The 14,039-nt window shown below is 52.8% G+C and carries 16 protein-coding genes and 1 pseudogene; 4 read left to right on the top strand and 13 right to left on the bottom strand.

Annotation, left to right across the window (positions count from 1 at the left end; all coding sequences use genetic code 11):
• Positions 1–21: 21 nt before the first annotated feature.
• The 9 genes and pseudogenes from ACNSPV_RS06755 to ACNSPV_RS06715 all read right to left on the bottom strand — a co-directional run bounded on the left by ACNSPV_RS06755 (position 22) and on the right by ACNSPV_RS06715 (position 6,063).
• A complete protein-coding gene (locus ACNSPV_RS06755; protein WP_418268260.1) occupies positions 22–261 on the bottom strand; it encodes a hypothetical protein in 240 nt (79 codons plus the stop codon).
• A 176-nt stretch (positions 262–437) separates the two neighbouring features.
• Positions 438–1,184, bottom strand: coding sequence for an alpha/beta fold hydrolase (locus tag ACNSPV_RS06750; RefSeq protein ID WP_348584008.1), 747 nt, complete (start codon positions 1,182–1,184; stop codon positions 438–440).
• 20 nt (positions 1,185–1,204) lie between these two features.
• Positions 1,205–1,807, bottom strand: a complete 603-nt coding sequence (locus tag ACNSPV_RS06745; protein ID WP_212791846.1) for an L-2-amino-thiazoline-4-carboxylic acid hydrolase — start codon at positions 1,805–1,807, stop codon at positions 1,205–1,207.
• A gap of 6 nt (positions 1,808–1,813) precedes the next feature.
• Positions 1,814–2,446, bottom strand: a complete 633-nt coding sequence (locus ACNSPV_RS06740; RefSeq protein ID WP_348584011.1) for an L-2-amino-thiazoline-4-carboxylic acid hydrolase — start codon at positions 2,444–2,446, stop codon at positions 1,814–1,816.
• Complete coding sequence (locus ACNSPV_RS06735) at positions 2,443–3,369, bottom strand: ketopantoate reductase family protein (RefSeq protein ID WP_348584013.1); 927 nt, start codon at positions 3,367–3,369, stop codon at positions 2,443–2,445. The genes ACNSPV_RS06740 and ACNSPV_RS06735 overlap by 4 nt, the downstream gene beginning before the upstream one ends.
• Positions 3,366–3,530 (bottom strand): annotated as a pseudogene (locus ACNSPV_RS06730) (class I SAM-dependent methyltransferase); the annotation flags it as partial. The pseudogene ACNSPV_RS06730 and the gene ACNSPV_RS06735, both read right to left, overlap by 4 nt.
• Before the next feature lie 102 nt (positions 3,531–3,632).
• Entirely contained in the window at positions 3,633–4,334 is a 702-nt protein-coding gene (locus ACNSPV_RS06725) for an L-2-amino-thiazoline-4-carboxylic acid hydrolase (protein WP_348584015.1), read from the bottom strand.
• The gene (locus tag ACNSPV_RS06720; protein WP_348584017.1) at positions 4,331–5,194 is read right to left on the bottom strand and encodes an MBL fold metallo-hydrolase; all 864 of its coding nucleotides are present in this window, start codon (positions 5,192–5,194) and stop codon (positions 4,331–4,333) included. The genes ACNSPV_RS06725 and ACNSPV_RS06720 overlap by 4 nt, the downstream gene beginning before the upstream one ends.
• Positions 5,195–5,295: 101 nt before the next feature.
• On the bottom strand, positions 5,296–6,063 hold the full coding sequence (locus ACNSPV_RS06715) for an alpha/beta hydrolase (protein WP_348584019.1): 768 nt from the start codon (positions 6,061–6,063) through the stop codon (positions 5,296–5,298).
• Positions 6,064–6,985: 922 nt separating this feature from the next.
• Between ACNSPV_RS06715 and ACNSPV_RS06710 the strand changes: the two genes are divergently transcribed.
• From ACNSPV_RS06710 to ACNSPV_RS06695, 4 genes are read left to right on the top strand one after another with little or no spacing between them, the layout of a single operon-like run.
• Complete coding sequence (locus tag ACNSPV_RS06710; protein WP_348584021.1) at positions 6,986–7,408, top strand: hypothetical protein; 423 nt, start codon at positions 6,986–6,988, stop codon at positions 7,406–7,408.
• Positions 7,405–7,839: a plasmid mobilization protein gene (locus ACNSPV_RS06705; RefSeq protein ID WP_348584023.1), complete on the top strand. Its 435-nt coding sequence runs from the start codon at positions 7,405–7,407 to the stop codon at positions 7,837–7,839. The genes ACNSPV_RS06710 and ACNSPV_RS06705 overlap by 4 nt, the downstream gene beginning before the upstream one ends.
• On the top strand, positions 7,811–9,346 hold the full coding sequence (locus tag ACNSPV_RS06700) for a relaxase/mobilization nuclease domain-containing protein (protein ID WP_348584025.1): 1,536 nt from the start codon (positions 7,811–7,813) through the stop codon (positions 9,344–9,346). Before ACNSPV_RS06705 ends, ACNSPV_RS06700 begins: the two co-directional genes overlap by 29 nt.
• Positions 9,347–9,358: 12 nt before the next feature.
• Positions 9,359–10,243, top strand: coding sequence for a hypothetical protein (locus tag ACNSPV_RS06695; RefSeq protein ID WP_348584027.1), 885 nt, complete (start codon positions 9,359–9,361; stop codon positions 10,241–10,243).
• Between the two features lie 423 nt (positions 10,244–10,666).
• On the opposite strand, the gene ACNSPV_RS06690 is transcribed toward ACNSPV_RS06695, so the two are convergent.
• Genes ACNSPV_RS06690 through opp1C form a run of 4 tightly spaced genes read right to left on the bottom strand, consistent with a single transcriptional unit; the run spans position 10,667 to position 14,037 of the window.
• Complete coding sequence (locus ACNSPV_RS06690) at positions 10,667–11,554, bottom strand: M14 family metallopeptidase (RefSeq protein WP_348584028.1); 888 nt, start codon at positions 11,552–11,554, stop codon at positions 10,667–10,669.
• 41 nt (positions 11,555–11,595) lie between these two features.
• Positions 11,596–12,390 carry a dipeptide/oligopeptide/nickel ABC transporter ATP-binding protein gene (locus tag ACNSPV_RS06685; RefSeq protein WP_348584029.1) on the bottom strand — a complete coding sequence of 265 codons (795 nt, stop codon included), beginning with the start codon at positions 12,388–12,390 and terminating at the stop codon, positions 11,596–11,598.
• A complete protein-coding gene (locus tag ACNSPV_RS06680) occupies positions 12,383–13,216 on the bottom strand; it encodes an ABC transporter ATP-binding protein (RefSeq protein WP_348584031.1) in 834 nt (277 codons plus the stop codon). Before ACNSPV_RS06680 ends, ACNSPV_RS06685 begins: the two co-directional genes overlap by 8 nt.
• Positions 13,213–14,037 (bottom strand): nickel/cobalt ABC transporter permease, encoded by an 825-nt coding sequence (gene opp1C, locus ACNSPV_RS06675; protein ID WP_005935744.1) that lies wholly within the window; start codon positions 14,035–14,037, stop codon positions 13,213–13,215. The genes ACNSPV_RS06680 and opp1C overlap by 4 nt, the downstream gene beginning before the upstream one ends.
• Between the last annotated feature and the right edge of the window lie 2 nt (positions 14,038–14,039).

The raw sequence follows: 14,039 nt of genomic DNA, 5'->3' as shown, positions 1-14,039 counted from the left end.
CTGATTCGCAGACGTGAACTGTCAAATTCCATTTCTCTGCAAAAATGTTTCCATCAAATCAAGATACCGTTCCACCTGAACAATGAAGCCCACATGACCGCCCGGAACCGTGCGGATCTCTGCATCCAGTTTCCGGAACAGATCTGCGAACCGTTTCTGATCTTCTTTTTTGAAAATGTCATTTTCCGGGAGAGGGATCAGTATCCTCCCCCGCAGATATTCAAAATCATTTGCTTGGAAAGGCGGGTAATCCTTCAGCATATATACACACCGGAAGCTATGGATGCACTTTCTGCAAAAAACACAGACAATTCAGCAATCGCTGTCATCCTGCGAGGTGCGCAGAGTGCTTTTTCTCATACACCGCAGCCGCGATGCACCAGCGGATAAACTGCTTTGTTACTTCTTTCTTCATTTTCTTCGCTTCCTGTTCGTAATCATAATAGCCAAAAGCGTTCCAGCTCCGACACAAGCAGTGCCGGATGATTGATGATCTCGCCATGGCCGAAACCGGTGAAGCAGCGGACGATCAGGCTCGGATATGCCGTCCGCAGCCGCTGGATGGCCTTTTTCATGTGCCCTTCTTTTTCTCCGTACCAACAGGCGACCTTTGCATCGGGCTGTACCAAAAAGTCCGTTCGATAGAGATAAAGTCCTGCCTCCCAAGTGGCCCGGACGGATTCCAAGCTGATATGATCCGGGATACGGCGGAGCATAGTCTGCATTCCCTGCTCCGTCTGCCCCATAAAGCGCAGCGCCCATGCAGGCATATACTTTTCGTGTGCCGTTCGATACTGCTTTTGCGGCATGACCTTCAAAATCAGTCGATTCAGCACGCCAAAATCCAGATACTCCGGCCCGCTGAGGATCATCCGACCGATTTGAATGTTTGGGGAAGCCTTCAGAAAAATAGCCGGTCCGCAGCCCAGCGACTCTGCATAAAGCAGGTCCAGCCGTCCGTCCAGTTCTTTTTCAATATATCCCGCCAGCTTGTCCGCCTGAGCCTGAGCGGTCGTGTAGGTCGTTTCGCCTGTTCCGTCAAAGCCGTCGAAACTGACGGCATACACGCAGAATTTCTTTTCCAACAGCGGGATCAGATTCTCATACTGCCGCCAGCACATAAGATTTCCGTGCAGCAGCATCATGGTCTTTCCCTCTATATTGCCGAATCGTTTGATTTCCATACCAATCTGCCTCCCCGCTATTATCTGACCTTCATGCAAAAATCGCAGCGGTCATTTCCGCGCCCCAGCGTCATGCTTCTCTCCCAGATCAGCTTCGGATGCAGCCCGGTATAGCTGATGTCATCACTGTCGCAAAAGCAGCGGCACAGCTCCGGGCAGCCGTATTCTGTGCAGGTGTCGTGATAGGGACACTTCATCATATCCACACGCCAGACGCCGTTACCGGTCTGCAGTTCTTTTGGGGCAAAGCCCGCCGCCGGGCCGAAAACGCTCCGGGTTGATTTGACAAAAACGCCGGGAACAAGGCGGTAAAGCCCCGGTATGTGCAGCAGAGCGGCAAGCTGTTTGTGGCTCGTTCTCGCCAGCCGCTCCACATAGCCGTGAACGGTTTGCAGTGCTTCCTCTTTCGGCATGACCCGCTGCAAGGTTTCGTAGGCCGCAATGCCCGGCAAGATTTGCCGCTTGAGGTGGTACTGCTTTTCCTTGCTTGCACCCGCGTTTTCAGCCAGCAGCGCATTCAGGCGCATATCAAAAGCGGCGTTCAGCTGCTTTGCCTGCGCAGGAAAGCGTTGCGCCGCAGTCTCCCGAAAGTCACGGGAAAGATAGGTTTCCTTCGCCTTCATCGTCCGTCACCCCTTCTTTTTGTACCCGCAGTCGCAGTAGGGTCCACCGGAGGCAAGGGTGTACTGCCGCACAAAATTTGTCACACCGCCCGCTTCGCTCATGGTGTAGTCCAGATGGCACAAAGCAGGGGTCAGGTCATATAGCCCCAGCTTTTTCATCAGCACACAGATGCCGCATTTTGTAAAGCGTCCCTCGTAGCCGCTGCCATCCGGGTATTCGTAAAACTCCATGTTCCACGAATAGGGGTTGCGGTCGGCGGCTTTCAGGGCGGCAGTGGCTTTCATGGCGGCTATATCCTTTGCGGTAAACTTGCTTTTTCCGCTCTTGCGGCAGAACCACTGCATGGGCTTTGTCATCATGGATCTTGCGTAGTAATCCGTCAGCCTGTCCACCTCTGGGCGTTGCGGCATGGAGAGAATGAACGCGCCGAGCATTGCGCAGTTGACGATGTTCATCTTGAAGCGGTCCGCTTTTTCAAACTCCGGCAGCCTGCGGATGATCTGCCGGTATTGTGGCTTTGCCTTTTTCGTGATGGCTCTTGCGGTGGCTGCATCATAGCCCAGCACAGCGGTCAGCTGCTTTTGAAAGGAGCCAGCAAACAGCACCCACATTCCCATGGGCATTCCGGCATACTTCATTGCAGATACCTCCCGGCTTCCGCTTCCAGTGCCTGCCATACCGGGTAGGCTGCGCCGTTCGCATCGAAAAATTTCTTAAGATCCCGGTTCAGCGCACTCATTTCGTCGATGGCGTTCATGGCATGGTCGGAGGCGCAGAGTTTTCCCAGCGAGGTGGCGCACATCAGCTTGAAAAAGCGCAGGCAGGTCTTGCGATATTTTTCCCCTTCAAAGTCTGCATCCTCCTTGGGCAGAATGGTGTGCCCGGCATCTCGGATGGCGCGGTATCCCTCGATGTCGGCATCCAGCACACGGTTCAGGTACGCAGTATCTCCCCTGAGCTTTTTCAGGTCGCCGTCTGTCTTATAGCAGGCGAAGGCCGCAGGCATCACAAACGCGGCATGGCAGAGCAGATAGTCCTCCATGTTCGGCTCGTAAACAACCTTATATTTTGTGCCGTGGAAGATGCGCCCGATCAGCTGTTTATTGGAGATTGCACCCGGCAGCTGTCCGATGGTGATCTTTTTCAGGTCGATGGAGACCACCCGGTCAGCCTCCCGATGCCCGGCAGAAAGCGCAAAGGCAAACAGGACGTTCTTTTCCGGCAGCGCCGCCGCCAGCGCCCTCGCCTGCACATTGTTCCCCACAAAAACGATGTTCTTCGTCCGGTTCGCCCGCAGCGTGTCCAGAACGGAATCCAGCTGTGTATAGCGCAGGACCACAAAGATCACATCGTACATTGCATCCGGTGCAAGCTCCGTCACCACCGGAATGCGGCTGACCGAGGTGCGGAGCGAAAATTTGTCCTTGATCCGCAGGCCGTTCTGCCTGATCTCCGCAGCCCAGTTTCCCCGCGCAAGCAGAGTGACATCCTTTCCGGCGCGCAGCAGATTTCTTGCCAGATTGCACCCCAGAACGCCTGCACCATATACCAGAATTTTCATTTCTTGCCTCCAAATCCGATCTTCACGATCTGCATTTTCATCCCGTTGTCCCCGACCTTAGCGAGAAACCGGAAAAAGCCGCTGACGGAAGGGTCTTTCAAATCGTTGTACCCCAGCATATAGCCCCGGCTGGATACCTGCAAACGGTTGTCCCATGGGGTAAAGATGCACCATCCCAACAGCCCCTTTGCGGATGCCCACGGCACAGACAAGAAACAGCAAAGCCCCCAACCCAAGACCTTCCAGAATCACCTGTAAAAGCATTACTTGTTCCTCCTGTATCCGTTTTCATCCCGGTATTCGGGATGTTCCTTTGCATACGGGTCTTGATCGCCGCAGATGGTATAGTCGCATCGGCAGCCGTCCACGCAGGTGGTCGTCCGCACGAGCTTGGCATGGAGCAGCTCCATCGCTGCAAAATCCACATTGCACAGGGCGGGCATAATGTCCGCAAATCCGAACCGCTTAGCAAATTCCGCCGCCGGACACGCCGTAAATTCATAATAGATGGGCTTGCTGTTTTCGTAAGGCGTAACATCCATCTCGTAATCATGCCATGTGTCACAGTGCTTTTGAGCAGTGCTGAATGCCCGATACATCAACTTTTTCCAGAATGGCTTGTTGATGTCAACGAAGCGCAGCTTCCGGAAGGACGGCAGGATCAGATTTTCTTCTATCTCTTCCATTTCGCGGAATGTGACCACATCCCGGCACACATCGTAAAAGCACATGATGGCGATGCAGTCGTAGGTGCCGCCTACGCCGTTGTGAAAATTCTTTTTACCGCCGAGGTCGGTGCGCCACTTGGAAAGAAGCTCTGCGTATCTCAGCTGCACCTGCTCCCAGACCGCCTCGCGCTCCACCTCCGGATAGTGCAGAGTGATTTTCGCCAGAATTTCCTTTTTGCAGGGTTTGGAATATAGCACATGGCAGCTACGGTCAATTTGTAATTCGCTGTCCCTCATCTTCCCACGCCTTTCAGAAAACCGCTCTTTGCATTTTCTTCGGTGTCGTCCGATTCGTCGTAGGCATCATAGGGTGCCGATGGGTCGTGGGCTCTTTTTTTGAAAGGCGAGCACAGCTCATTTTTGTGCGCAAAGGCAAACTCCATGTTGTCCGTCCAGCCGGTGTGGCCGGTAATAAACAGCGGATGCAGTCCGCGTTTTTTCAGCTTTTTCTCCAGCAGTGCCAGAGACTTCACTGCCAGCTTGTTATCCTCTGCCAGCGCAGAAATAAAGCTGTAGCCGCCGTCCGCGCCAAACCACAGCGTGTCGCCGGTAAAAAGGTACTTATCGTCAATGAGGTAGACCACATGTCCCCATGTATGACCGGGAACCAGAAAACACTCGATCCTGACGCCGTCAATATCAAAGACCTCTCCATCGTGAAGCAGCTGCTTTTCGTTGTAGATGGTCACTTGCGGCAGCTTATAGAGATGATAAATAACCTTGCGGCGTGCTTCTCCGATCAGATACCGGTTCTCGATCTCGCCGATGTACAGATTCGCATTCCGGAACAGCCCCGGACTGTCTGCTTCCACCACACCCACATGGTCGGTGTCCTGATGGGTGATAAGGATATGGTGTATCGACTTCGGATCAATCCCAAGCCAGCCCATTTTTTCGGCAAGGCGGTCGTAGTTATATCCCGCATCGACCATAATGGTCGTATCGCCTTTGCGGTAGAAGAAGATGTTCGCCACCCATTCGCGCACGCAGGCAACATTCTTGTCGATCCAGCCGGTGTTCAATGGCTTGAAGATTTCCTTGCCCCGGTACATCCAGCTCATTGCTTTTCTTTGAAATTCCGTTGCCTTTTTCGACATAATCGCACCTCATTTCTGTGCTGTGATGCACAGCCAGCCCTTTTTATTTTTGTGGTTCTGGATCTTACAAAATCCTGCTTGCTCCAGATACATTTTACCGTTCACAATGCAACGCTTTTTACCAGATGCGCCCACTGCTCCGGGTGACAGGCCAGCAATTCCTCGTGCTGCAAGTTCTGCTCATGGAGAACAGGATGTGCAAAATGCTGCTGATACCGGGCACGATATTTTGCGCCCATTTTCAGGGCGTAAAAAATATGGATCTCGGTACCGGGCACATGGATCTTATCCGGCAGCGGAGTGATAAGATCGGAGTAGAACTGATTTTTACAGCTCTGCATGGTCACATAAGGGCGGGCCCCACCGAACATTTTCAGAAAGGCTTTGACATAATCCCCCGACTCTCTGGCACGCTTATCCAGACGCTTTTGGAGAAATTTCGCCTTAATCTTTCCGTCTCGCACCACAGGGTAGATCAATGGCAGCAGAAAATCCGTCTGCAAGTTTGCCGTCAGCGGCGATGCCTGATCCAAATCGGAGCTACCCAGAATGCCGTAGTCCATGTGGATGTTCTGCCGCGCCGCCAGCAGCCCCACAAACGAGCCGCCCAGAGAGCAGCCGTAGGCCGCCCGGATGCGACCGCCGCAGTGGGTCTTGAGGTAGGCCTCGATTTTTTCGGTCTCCTCCAGCATGGTGGGAAATTCAGTCTGTTCAGTCTCATCAAAACCATCGTAGCTGACGCACAGCACCCGGAAGCTGTCAGCCAGAAGCGGGATCACGGCACCGAAATTGCTTTTCCAATGGCAACAGGTACCCGGCAGCAGCAACAGCACCGGGGCATCCTCTGCACCAAAATGGTAGATTTTCATCCTGATACGCTCCTTCTCTATTTATTTTCCACCTGTAAATAGAAGAGATATATTTCTTCGTATAGGGCAGAGTTATGAGTTAGGTAAAGCTAACTTTCAGCCTTGTAAAAAGCCGCTTCTCAGCGGTCCTTCTGCCAAAATAATACGCCCTGCTGTCTCCTCTGTCAAGGAGTTTAGGCATTTTCGGAGATTTTGAAAAAGATTTCGTTATTGGAGCTTCCCCTGCGGCATAGAGGAGGCAAAACGTTTCCCGCATCGAAAAAATTTCGTCCCTGTAAACTTGTCTGTTTCTGCTTGGCAACGCCCGGTGGGAGTGCTATTTTTACTTTGTGAATTTGTTTTGCCTAACCATCTGAGGGGTTTTTCCCCTGCATTTTTTTGCATCGATTGTTAGACAATGGTCAAAAATGCAACATCCTGTTGCTGCCGGCAATAGAAAAATCTACCGCAGACAGAAAAGGGGGGTTGTTCTGATTCACATAGCGTATTTTTTCCTAAAGCTACAAGATGTGTCATACTTTTCTTGCTTCACTTCAATAAATTTTTCAAAACCCTCTTGACGCATTCTACATGCCGTGGTATTTTTCTTGTAAATCCCATTGATTTTGTGGATTGGTTCAAATTCATCCACAAGATGTAGTCGTGTTCATTTTGAACACAGCCACAGAAAGTGGTTGGTTATCACCGTGAGACCCACCACTTCAGTGAGGGAAAGTCCGCAAAAGAATTTACCGCCCCGCAACACACCCGATTCATTTTGCCGCTGTTTCACCCGACAAAATCCATCGCTATGCTGCATGGGCGGTATTTTTCTTTTATGGGAAACGCACCTTGAAAATCTCATGAGCCGACCGAACGTGATACCGACTTTTCGTCAACGCCGCTGCACAAACAGGGGCAGGAACTGCGTTCGGAGCAAACGGTGACCCACATACATGAGCAGCACAACCTCTACTTATTTTTTTGCGCCTTAACAATTCGGAAACAATTACCCAGAAACGGTTTTGAGCGCAGCGGTAGAGGGCAAGAACCGTCCCGTGGCCACAAATTTTCAATTTTTGAAAATTTCCTGTCCATCCGGGACTTCACTTCTCAAACTCTTGCGAGTTTTCCAAGTGATCTTGTTGGGGTAGCGCTTGTCGGGGCAACGCCCCTCCATCTGCTGTCGCAGACCGCGCTGCCGCTTAAAAGCCCCACTGGAGCTTTCATTGCTGCGCTGCGCTACGCAAACGCGGTCCCACCCCAAACCCTGCTCATCATTCGTGCCTTGCGGCACGAATGGAACGGCGTGTCGTGCTTACATAACTTCACCGAGGAGTTATCGAACAGACAGGAGGTACAATGACCAAAACGAATGTTCAATCGACCCCTAGCAATTCCCAGCACCACAACACGCCGAACAACAAAACGCACGTCATCAAGTTCCGTGTGACAGCGGAGGAAAAAGCGTCACTGGAACTCACTTGCAAACTCCTGAATCTCTCCCTCTCCACTTTTATCCGCCGCGCCATCCACAACGTCAAGATCGAGAAAACAGTCATCGTTGCCGGCGGCGGAGAAGAAACCTTGACCGCCGTTTCCACCCTGCTTGCTCAGTGCAGCAAGGTGGGCGGAAACCTCAACCAGCTTGCAAGGCACTTCAATTCCGGCGGTGCAGACACCGAGCAGATCCGAGCGAAAATCCTTGACGAACTTGCAGACCTGACTGCATTCCGGCTCAGCGCCGAGAAAGTTCTGGGTGAACTGTATGGCAACGCTCAAGCATATCGCCTCTAAAAACTCGGACTACTCTGCCATTAAAGCGTACCTTATTTACCAGCACGATGCGTTCACCGGGAAGCAACTTCTGGATGAACAGGGCCGACCGAAGCTGCGGGAATCCTACCTGCTCGACACCCTTGAGTGCGGCGATTTCTCGTTTGCAACGGCCTGTCTGTTGGCAAACCGCAAGTATGGCAAGAACACCCAGCATGGTGATATCAAAAGCCACCAGTATATCATCAGCTTCGACCCACGCGATGCAGCCGACAACGGCTTGACCATGGAAAAGGCACAGGCCCTTGGCCTGAAGTTTTGTTCTGAAAATTTCCCCGGTCACCCTGCCATCGTCTGCACCCACCCGGATGGACACAACCATTCGGGGAATATCCATGTCCACATCGTGATCGGCAGCGTCCGAACACGAGAAGTGGAGCGCAAGCCCTATATGCAGAAGCCCCGCGATTGGCGCGAGGGCATGAAGCACTCCAGCACAGCCCAGACCATGCGACACCTCCGTGTCGAAGTCATGGAGCTGTGCGAGGGTGCCGGACTGTACCAGATTGACCTGCTCAACGGCTCGAAAGAGCGCGTAAGTGAAGCCGAGTATTGGTCAAGGCGGCGCGGCCAGATGAAACTTGACCGCGAGAACGCAGCCCTCACCGCAGCCGGACAACCGCCCCGACAGAAGAAGTTTGAAACCGTAAAAGATACCCTGCGGAAACAGATTTCTTCGGTGCTGTACCGTGCCACCAGCTTTGAAGATTTCTCTGACAAGCTCATGCAGCAGTATGGCATCGCGGTCAAGGAAAGCCGTGGACAACTCAGCTATCTGCCCTCTGGCAGAACCAAGTTTATCCGGGCGAAACATCTCGGTGACAAGTTCGATAAGGCGGCAGTGCTTGCCACGTTGCAGGCAAACGCCGAACGCAAACCTAAGGTGCAGTTCAAGCAGGATACCATCGGGAAACTGATCGACATCCAGTCGAGGATGACCGAGGGCAAAGGCATCGGCTATAAGCGTTGGCTCACGAAACACAATCTCAAAGTTATGGCGCAGACCGTGAAGCTTCTGCAGGAAAAGGGCTTAACCGACGAGGATGCCTTGAACCAGCGCATCGCCGAACTGGAAACCAAGTATCACGATTCGCTGGCAGTGGTGAAAGACCTCGAAGGTCGCATTAAGGCCAACAAAGAACTGCGCTATCATGTCGCAGCCTATACCAGCACCAAGGGTATCGTACAGCAGTTCAATACTGCCAAGCGACCCGCAGCCTTTGAGGAACAGCATCGTGCAGAGCTGACAGCATACCGGGCGGCAGCAGCCTATTTCAAGGCAAACAACATCACAAAGCTGCCCAGCCCGAAAAAGCTGGAAGCCGAGTATGCGCAGCTGGCATCCGAAAAGGCAAAGTTCTATGAGCAGTACAAAGAAGCCAAAGAGGAACTGCTCAAGCTGAAAACCGCAAAGCAGAATGTTGCGTCCTTTTTCCGGGAGGAAGAACCGGCGCAGCAGGAGAGATAAAGGAGTGTGCGTATGATCAATCTGAAAATTGACCCGAAGTTCCAGTCCCAGATTCCCCCTCTGACCGATGATGAATTTAAGCAGCTTGAAGAAAATATCCTGAAAGAGGGCAAGCTGATCTCTCCTTTGATCGTGTGGAACAACACACTTGTTGATGGCCACAATCGTTATGAAATCGTTCAGGAACATCCCGAAATCTCTTTCTCCACGATGCCGCTCCCCTTTGAAAGCCGGGAAGAAGTTCTCGCTTGGATCTGTAAGAACCAGCTGGGGCGGCGTAATCTGACCCCGGAGCAGAAGAAGTTCCTCATTGGAAAACAGTACAGTGTGGAGCATCGAAAGCCCGGTGGAAACGGCAACAACCAGCACACGGCTGCTGCCAAGAAAACCGCCCCGGAGGAATTGTGTCAAATTGACACAATTCCTCCCACTGCCGCAGAAGCAAGCGTTCGTAAGCAGATTGCGGAGCGAAACAATGTCAGCGAATCCTACGTTGCCCGGTCTGAAAAGTTCATGCGTGGCGTGGAGATTATGGAACAGATGATGCCCGGTATGCAGGAGAAAATTCTGTCTGGGCAATTCAAAGACCGTGATGCTGATATGCACCGCCTTGCCAGAGCCGATTTTCCGAACCGCAAGCAGATCGTGCACGAGATTCTGCACCCGGAGGACCGTCCCGCTCCGCAGTCGAGCTACTCACACTACTCTGGAATCGACTACTCCGCGCTGGAAGTCGCTGTCCGGCGGATTCAGCAGGACTTTGATTTTTTGATGAGATACTTGCCTAAGCTACCGGACGATTCCTACGCCAAAACTGAAACGCTAAAAATCCTCAAGCAGCACAAGGCGTATATGGCACAGTTTGAAGAAATGCTGAACGAGAAAGAAATCGCATAACGACAGGCACTTGTAAGCCATCAACGAGCCACCAGCCACAAGTGCAGGGCGGAAAACATCCGCACCCTTGCGCCTGATAAAAATGGAACTTTGATTTTCTCGCCCGGCTTTGCCATGGTGGGACAGTCAAAGGAGCGTGCGTTTGAACAAAAAGAAAAAGTCCACAAACACTTCCCCTTACCCCGATGAAGTCATCGACCGTCTGGCACGGGCATTCTACCCGGCCATCCTTGCCTGCTGGAACAGCGAGGAAGGCCAAAGAGAATTTGCCGCATGGCAGGCAGAACAGGCTCATCATATCCCCAGTAAAGAGAAACAGAGCGTTCCCGATGGGGAACGCCCTGTTGTACATATCGCTATCATATGTGGATTTTGGCAGGGTGCGTCCGGGTGGGCGCACCCTGTTTTTGTTTTTATGGAAACTCATGCTGTCCCATACGCAACGAGCAGGTCATTTCTACGGACTCCCAGCGCGGCAGTCTCGTACAAAACCCGCCCTGCAAATCTTGCACGGACCTCGCAGTTCTGCGTCCCATCGGAGCTTTTCCACCTGCCCAGCAGTGCATCCTTTAATACTTCCTGCCCAGCACAGACTTGCGGAAACCAGTAGCCATCCGCCGGAGCTTCTTCGTAGACGGCTTTTGCAATTTCTGTTTGCGGAACAGCATCGAACGCTTCTTTTCTTATTCCAAGATGGTTCATCAGACGGAGTACATCCTCGCAATCTGCTTCCACCTCTTCGGGAGTCCAGCGGCCATTTCCGCCTCGCTCCAACAGCAAAGCAGGGATTTCTTTTTGTGCTGCCCAGCTGTACAATCCATTTCGGGCTGTTGAACAGACCCGCATGGAAACAGAAAGCGCTTGTGCCGCCTTGCGGGTCTCCTGCTCCACTTTTTGCCCGGCTCCACAGGGAAAGAATACCAACGGGGCCAGTTCTTCATTCCAGTCTCCACCGTGAAGGTCCAGAAGAAAATCCGCTTCCGGGTAAAGGAGTTTTTCGATCGCCCATGCCATCCGCTGTGTTTCGGTTCCGTCCGCCTTACCGGGAAATTCCCGGTTCAGGTTCTTGCTATCTGCCGGATTCAGTTGTTTTACCCCTGCAAAAAATCCTTTGGAATTGACCAGCGGCAGCAAAATGACCTGTCCATAAAGAGTGGCACAGTCCAGCATTTCTACTAATTTTTGCAGAGCCAGCATGCCAACGTACTCACAACCATGCACCCCAGCTGTGACCACCAGCGTCTTTCCGGGGTGCGCCCCGCACAGCAGCCACGCTTCCAGCGGTGCACCGCCGGGAACAGGCAGTTTCACCTGCCGTTTTTCACCGGGGGCGATCTCAAAGCCGCACAGCGTCATGCAGATCCCTCCGTATCAAAGACGACAATGGATTCCAGCAGCTTGCGGGCATACTCGTCCTTCGTTTCACTGATGCGCTCTACCGGCAGGTTCTCTGTTACCCGGCCCTGATACAGGAACAGCACATCATCACAAAGATAGGTAATGGAGGTCAGGTCATGGGTGATAAAGATGTACGTCAAACCAAGGCGGTCTTTAAGCTCTCTCAGCAAGTCCATGACCTGTACCTGCGTATGCGCATCCAGCGAGGAGATTGCTTCATCAAACAGAATGATCTCCGGCTTGCAGGCCACTGCGCGGGCGATGCAGACACGCTGCAGCTGTCCGCCGGAAAGCTCATGGGGAAACCGGTCTGCAAAATCGGCAGGCAGACCGACCAACTCCAGCAAACGGCTCGTTTCGGCTTTCCGATCCAGCTTTTTGCCTTCTCTGCGTTCCTGTACAGTCAGGCCTTCCCCAATAATATCCCGGATGCGGAACCGGGGATTTGCAGACGTCGTGTAATCCTGAAACACGATACTGAGTTTGTTTTGCAGATTTCGCCGTCCGGCACGGGAAGCGTAGACCGAAACGCCATCCAGAACGGCTTCGCCACTGTCTGGTTTGAGCAGTCCGCAGAGCACACGGCCCATCGTGGATTTGCCGGAGCCGCTTTCCCCCAGAATGCCGAGACATGTGCCCTCTTTTACGGCAAGTGACACATCAAACAACACCTGCTGCCGGGTATGACCAAAAATTTTATCCTGCCGCTCACTGCGGAAGCTTACATTGATGTTTTTGAGTTCAAGCATGGGCAGCCTCCTTTTTGCCGTTCAAAACAGCGGTGTACCTGCGCATAACATCCGCGCGCTTCTCCACCAGCAGTTTCGTATAGGGGTCTTGTGCATGATGCAGGATATGCTGGAAATCGCCGCGATCCACCACTGCTCCGTGATTCAGCACCACGATACGGTCTGCCACGCGGGAAATGGCGTTCAGGTCATGCGAAATGAAGATCATAGCCGTGTTGTGATTTTCTTTGATATGCAGAAGTTCATTCAGAATTTCATACTGGGTGATGGCATCGATCGCCGTGGTAGGTTCGTCTGCAATCAGAAGAGCTGGTTTCATGGCCGTTGCAATGCCGATCATGATGCGCTGGAGCATACCGCCGGAAAGCTGATGCGGATATTTTTCCAGCACTTCCTCCGGGTTTCGGATGCGCATTTTTTCCAGAAGCTCCAGCGAGCGGACATGAATTTCCTCTGCTGTCCAGTTATTATGCGCCGAAAACGTCTCAGCGATCTGTTGCCCAATGCGGTACAGCGGGTCAAAACAGGTCATGGGGTTCTGAAGAATGATGCCCACCTTTCCGCCGCGCAGACGGCGCAGTTCCTCGGCACTCTTGCCCAGAAGCTCTTCCCCCTGAAACTGTGCAGTGCCCTTGACATGGAAGCTGTGGTCCAGCAGACCCATAGCCGCTTTCATCGACATTGACTTGCCGGAGCCGCTTTCCCCCAGAATGCCGAGGCACTCGCCGGGAGCAACTGCGAAGGACACCCCGCGCACCAATTCGACTTCCTTATGGTGGCTCTGCAAAGAAACGTGCAGATCGTTCAATTCAAAAACAGGGTTCATTTCTGCACCTCCTTGGGGTCCAGCACATCGCGCAGAGCATCGCCCATCAGGTTGAACACACAGACCAGCACCACAATGGCGATACCGGGAGCGATCATCTGCACCGGGTTCGACGTCATCACATTTTTTGCCTCATTGAGCATTGCGCCCCATTCCGGCGTGGGAGCCTGTACGCCCAGTCCCAAGAACGACAGCGTGGAAATGTTGATGATCGCCCAGCCCACATCCAGCGAAGCCAGAACCACCAGGTCGGAGGTAATGGAGGGCAGCAGATGGCGGAACAGGATAAACCGCTCCGGCATTCCCACGCAGCGGGAGAACTGGACAAAGTTGCGGTCGCGGTACTGCATGACGCCCGTGCGGATCATGCGGGCATACCACGCCCACTTGATGAAAACATTTGCAATGATGACGTTCTGGACGCTGACACCCAGCAATGCCACCACAGCGAACACCATGATCTGGCTGGGAAAAGAGAGCATCACATCCACCACACGCATGATAACTTCTTCTACGATACCCCGGAAATAGCCTGCCATGATGCCAAGAATGGCACCCAGACTGATGGTGCCGAACATGGTCAGCAGGGCAAGGCCGAGGGTGGGACGGATGCCATAGATCATGCGGGAAAGAACACAGCGGCCAAGCTGGTCGGTGCCCAGCGGATATTGCAGGCTGTAGGATGCAAATTTGTTCAGGATATTGGTCTCATAGGGGTCATTAGGCGCAATGACAGGAGCCAGAATGCCTACAAGACCCACCAGCAATACAAATACAACGGTAAACACTGCCGTGCGGTTGCGGAAGAATCGTTCTTTCATGG

This window comes from Faecalibacterium sp. 3 (assembly GCF_048323735.1).
Taxonomy (GTDB): domain Bacteria; phylum Bacillota; class Clostridia; order Oscillospirales; family Ruminococcaceae; genus Faecalibacterium; species Faecalibacterium wellingii.
Note: the sequence above shows the minus strand (reverse complement) of the source record. Positions and strands in the feature narration are given on the sequence as shown.

Excerpts from the sequence above, each read along its gene's own strand:
- ACNSPV_RS06755 (WP_418268260.1), bottom strand. The coding sequence starts at position 261 with ATGCTGAAGGATTACCCGCCTTTCCAAGCAAATGATTTTGAATATCTG.
- ACNSPV_RS06750 (WP_348584008.1), bottom strand. The coding sequence starts at position 1,184 with ATGGAAATCAAACGATTCGGCAATATAGAGGGAAAGACCATGATGCTG.
- ACNSPV_RS06745 (WP_212791846.1), bottom strand. The coding sequence starts at position 1,807 with ATGAAGGCGAAGGAAACCTATCTTTCCCGTGACTTTCGGGAGACTGCG.
- ACNSPV_RS06740 (WP_348584011.1), bottom strand. The coding sequence starts at position 2,446 with ATGAAGTATGCCGGAATGCCCATGGGAATGTGGGTGCTGTTTGCTGGC.
- ACNSPV_RS06735 (WP_348584013.1), bottom strand. The coding sequence starts at position 3,369 with ATGAAAATTCTGGTATATGGTGCAGGCGTTCTGGGGTGCAATCTGGCA.
- ACNSPV_RS06725 (WP_348584015.1), bottom strand. The coding sequence starts at position 4,334 with ATGAGGGACAGCGAATTACAAATTGACCGTAGCTGCCATGTGCTATAT.
- ACNSPV_RS06720 (WP_348584017.1), bottom strand. The coding sequence starts at position 5,194 with ATGTCGAAAAAGGCAACGGAATTTCAAAGAAAAGCAATGAGCTGGATG.
- ACNSPV_RS06715 (WP_348584019.1), bottom strand. The coding sequence starts at position 6,063 with ATGAAAATCTACCATTTTGGTGCAGAGGATGCCCCGGTGCTGTTGCTG.
- ACNSPV_RS06705 (WP_348584023.1), top strand. The coding sequence starts at position 7,405 with ATGACCAAAACGAATGTTCAATCGACCCCTAGCAATTCCCAGCACCAC.
- ACNSPV_RS06700 (WP_348584025.1), top strand. The coding sequence starts at position 7,811 with ATGGCAACGCTCAAGCATATCGCCTCTAAAAACTCGGACTACTCTGCC.
- ACNSPV_RS06695 (WP_348584027.1), top strand. The coding sequence starts at position 9,359 with ATGATCAATCTGAAAATTGACCCGAAGTTCCAGTCCCAGATTCCCCCT.
- ACNSPV_RS06685 (WP_348584029.1), bottom strand. The coding sequence starts at position 12,390 with ATGCTTGAACTCAAAAACATCAATGTAAGCTTCCGCAGTGAGCGGCAG.
- ACNSPV_RS06680 (WP_348584031.1), bottom strand. The coding sequence starts at position 13,216 with ATGAACCCTGTTTTTGAATTGAACGATCTGCACGTTTCTTTGCAGAGC.
- opp1C (WP_005935744.1), bottom strand. The coding sequence starts at position 14,037 with ATGAAAGAACGATTCTTCCGCAACCGCACGGCAGTGTTTACCGTTGTA.